General features: G+C 44.6%; 4 protein-coding genes. 1 reads left to right on the top strand and 3 read right to left on the bottom strand.

Features of this window, described 5'->3' with window-relative positions:
* On the bottom strand, positions 1-1222 hold a 1222-nt coding region (locus ACP45E_RS13595; protein WP_141707337.1), incomplete at its 3' end, for an ABC transporter permease.
* The gene (locus ACP45E_RS13600) at positions 1203-1874 is read right to left on the bottom strand and encodes an ABC transporter ATP-binding protein (protein WP_017035307.1); all 672 of its coding nucleotides are present in this window, start codon (positions 1872-1874) and stop codon (positions 1203-1205) included. The genes ACP45E_RS13600 and ACP45E_RS13595, both read right to left, overlap by 20 nt.
* 293 nt (positions 1875-2167) lie before the next feature.
* Here ACP45E_RS13600 and ACP45E_RS13605 point away from each other — a divergent pair, with 293 nt between their 5' ends.
* Entirely contained in the window at positions 2168-3601 is a 1434-nt protein-coding gene (locus ACP45E_RS13605) for a DUF2867 domain-containing protein (RefSeq protein WP_017038899.1), read from the top strand.
* Between the two features lie 79 nt (positions 3602-3680).
* Here ACP45E_RS13605 and ACP45E_RS13610 read toward each other — a convergent pair.
* Positions 3681-3847: DUF2913 family protein (locus ACP45E_RS13610; RefSeq protein WP_141707338.1), on the bottom strand; the 167-nt coding region annotated here is incomplete at its 5' end.

The following is a 3847-nucleotide window of genomic DNA, read 5'->3' on the forward strand; positions in this document are numbered from 1 at the left end:
TTTGGGGCACTTGGTAGATAGCCACACCCGCAACACATAGTGCGCAAGCTAAAAAAGCTTGGAGGGTAAATTCGGTTCCAGCAAACCTGACCAGCGATAAACGCGAAGTCAATCGATTCGGCTGTGAGCGCAGCAAACGAACAAGTGGCCAAATACATGCAGTAATCACCCCTAGTACACACATGCCTAGACTGTAAAAACTTGAGTAATAGCTCCAACCAATATCAATACCTACATTCGCGTTGTAAAGCTCACCCAAACTGGTGGCTACAGCTGGGATTAATTGATTTGCAAGCATCAATCCGAACACATTACCACATAGCCAGCTGATTAATATCATACCAATGAGTTCTATTGATAACGCTTGAGCCAATTGCCAGCCTGACACCCCAGTCTGTCGTAAAATGCCAACAAGAGGCTGACGCTGAACGAATGAAAGTGAAATGGCTTGGTAAAAGATAAACAATCCGACGACAAAGGCCAGCATACCAAGCGCGCTTAGGTTCATATGGAAGGCATTGGTTAATGATTCAAGTTCTGAATGGGAGCTACGTGATAAAGATAGACCGTTAGGAAGACTGCTCTTTAATTTGGCTAATTTGTCTTTTGGCATTTCTTCGCAAGCGATCAGGCCTATACCGGAGCTGCGATTAAGCATTCTAAGTAGTGAGATATCAGCAATCATGCGAGTGCCGCTCAAGCTTTTATTTTTGTCGACAACAATGGGCCCAAGAAGCGATTGATCGTCTAGCGTTATTGAATCTCCATCTTTCCAGTCATGACGTTCAGCTAGCCCTTGGCTCACAACAATTGGATACGGTGGATCCATGAGATCCAGACTTTTGAGTTGTGCCAGTGACATCCCCTGTTCAGCTTGAAACATGGAAATAGGATCCAAACCTACCAACACTAATTCGTCGCCATCATCGGTCGTGAGATTTTGTTGAACGAATGGGACACACTCATTAAAACCATCTCGTCTTAGCTGAATGTATAAGCCCTGAGGGACCGTATTACTAATGTGCTTAGGGCGAATTCGATAGGGTAATGGATTAGAAAAGAGTTTCTCACCGTCAGCGTAGCTCTGACGAGCATGATGATTGATAGAAGTAACCCCAACCAGCAAAGAAACCCCTAACGTTAACCCAAGTAAAACTAAGAGCATCTGTAAAGGGTAACGACGATAGTGCCCGAATAACGCTTTAACTACGGGCCATAACATGGAGTTGCCCTCCTTGAAGACGAATCCGACCATCCATGTGCTCGGCCACTTTATCGCTGTGCGTGACCAACAAAAGCGTGCAATCTAACTGGCGAGTTAAGGAAGTCAGCAAGCGCATCACCGCTTCAGCGTTTCTTTCATCTAAGCTACCGGTGGGCTCATCGGCCAACAAAATCTTTGGCTCCATATACAAGGCTCTTGCTATGGCAGCCCTCTGCTGCTGCCCACCTGATACTTCTTCTGGGTAGCGCCCTAAGAGAGGCATAAGATCCAACGCCGACAAAATTTGTCGCCACAGTCCATGATCTTCTGGTAACCCTTTAAGCTGACGACAAAAGCGAATGTTATCGGCAACATTTAGCGTAGGGAGTAAATTGAATTGCTGGAAAATAAGACCAACATTGTTACGGCGGTATGCTGTTCTTAGGTATTCTGGACTGTCATGCATCGAGAAATTCGGATATTGAACTTCTCCTGAATCGATGGTGTCAAGCCCTGCTATCAAGTTAAGTAACGTACTTTTCCCTGTACCACTTTCGCCCATAAGAGCAACCTGATCGCCTTGATTTAATGTCAGTTCTGCACCCTGTAAAACTGGGTGGAATTCACCACCGTCAACGTATCCTTTACATAGGTTGTTCAGCTTTAACATTAAATAGCTCGCAATAATATGACTGGGAAGGAGAATCTACACTAAATTGAGCTTTCTAGAAAGTATTTTGGACACCTGATCACAAGATATGCATTCAATTGCAATAATTAACCGCGTCACTTCTCATTTTATAATAAACCATTTTCTTACTTGTTGCTTTTGCACTAGGCATAGGGGTATTCGGCATGACCGCGATAATCTGGCACTTGAACCTCATACGCTCAATAAACAGAAAATCAACGCGTTATAGTATACAGTAATATATTCTTAACCATGGTGATTGAAGGGAATGTATGAAAAAGGTTTTGGTTCTTGGCGCATCAGGATACGTAGGCTCTCAGTTATTACCGATCCTCCTTTCTAAAGGTTACAATGTAACAGCAGCAGCTCGAAATCTTGAATACTTGAAAGCAAGAGTAACGCCTCACGCTAATTTAAGGTTTACCTACCTAGACCTTGCTCATCGTGAAGAAACTCTACAATTGATTCCTCAATTTGATCTGATCTACTTTCTTGTTCACGGCATGGCCGCAGGGCACGACTTTTTAGAATACGAGCTCTCCCTAGCGCACAACTTTAAAGCTGCATTGGTAAACAGCTCGGTACAGCAAGTCATTTACCTCAGCGCGTTGCAACCTCAAACGGGTAATTCCGCGCACCTAGATGCAAGGCGTCAGACTGGCGATATTCTTAGGCAAAGCAGCGTACCGGTCACCGAGCTAAGAGCGGGGGTTATCATTGGGCCAGGTTCAGCAGCTTTTGAAATAATGAGGGACTTCGTTTACAACTTACCCGTGATGATTGCACCTAAATGGGTCGATTCAAAAGCAAACCCAATCGCTCTTCAAAACCTCAATCACTATTTGATTGAAATCGCCAAAGAATCCCCGACTGAACATCGACAGTTTTCTATCGGTGGTCCAGATGTCCTCTCTTATCGAGAGCAGTTTAAAACCATTTGCGAGATCGCGAATAAACCGTTTCGGCTCTGGTCCACTTCCTTGCTGACACCTAAGCTAGCGTCCTACTGGCTAGGTTTAGTCACATCCGTACCAAGTAACATAGGCCGAGCGTTACTCGCGGGCTTAGAACATGATTATATTTCCGATTCAAACCAAGCTCAGAAAGACTACCCGCAGACTCTTATTTCCTATAAACAAGCCGTTAAGACCGCCATCAAAGAAGAAGGCACATTTGTTCGAAGCAATGTTTGGGGATTTGAACCGGAAGCGCTCAGTCGATGGCAACCCGGTTACGGTTATTACCCTAAACAGGCAGGTGCCACGATTAAAACACACTTATCATCGGAGCAATTGTGGAAGGTTGCTCAGCAAATAGGCAGTCGTAAACACGGGTATTTCTTTGCCAATACTCTATGGCGTACGCGGGAGTGGCTGGATGTTTTATTTGGTGGAGGAGTGCCGCAACGTCGCGAGCCAGAAGGGCCAGAGCTCAAGGTCGGAGATTACATTGATTCTTGGAAAGTCATCCGATGTGAAAAAGATCAATTTCTTTCTCTTTTGTTTGGAATGAAAGGGCCGGGCCTAGGGCGCTTAGAGGTCGCGATTGCAGACTTAGGAAATGAAAGAGAGCTCACCATCACCGCTTGGTGGCACCCACAAGGGTTCTTAGGGTTACTCTACTGGTTTGCAATGATGCCAGCTCACCTCTTTATCTTCAACGGAATGGTTAAAGCTATAGTCAAAAATGCACACGGCAACAAGTAAAAAAAAGACGTGCCCTCATTGAGTACGTCTTTTCATTAAATCTTGTTTAACCTCTGAAAGCTTCGTCTATCTTAACGTCTTAATCTATATTCAGATTCAATGGAATTTCAGCCAGTTGATTACCCTGATTTCGTGGGAAAATCACGTATTCACCATGGTATTTAACCACAGATTTGTAATCCGTTACCTTGTGAACCATAAAACCTGCCGCCGCCGATTTTTCAATAAACTCGGCATGATTACCCC

The sequence above is a fragment of the Vibrio genomosp. F10 str. 9ZD137 genome (genome assembly GCF_049974785.1).
Lineage (GTDB): Bacteria > Pseudomonadota > Gammaproteobacteria > Enterobacterales > Vibrionaceae > Vibrio.

What these genes read in the sequence shown, in the direction of transcription:
- ACP45E_RS13600 (WP_017035307.1), bottom strand. Translation starts at nt 1,874, where the DNA reads ATGTTAAAGCTGAACAACCTATGTAAAGGATACGTTGACGGTGGTGAA.
- ACP45E_RS13605 (WP_017038899.1), top strand. Translation starts at nt 2,168, where the DNA reads ATGAAAAAGGTTTTGGTTCTTGGCGCATCAGGATACGTAGGCTCTCAG.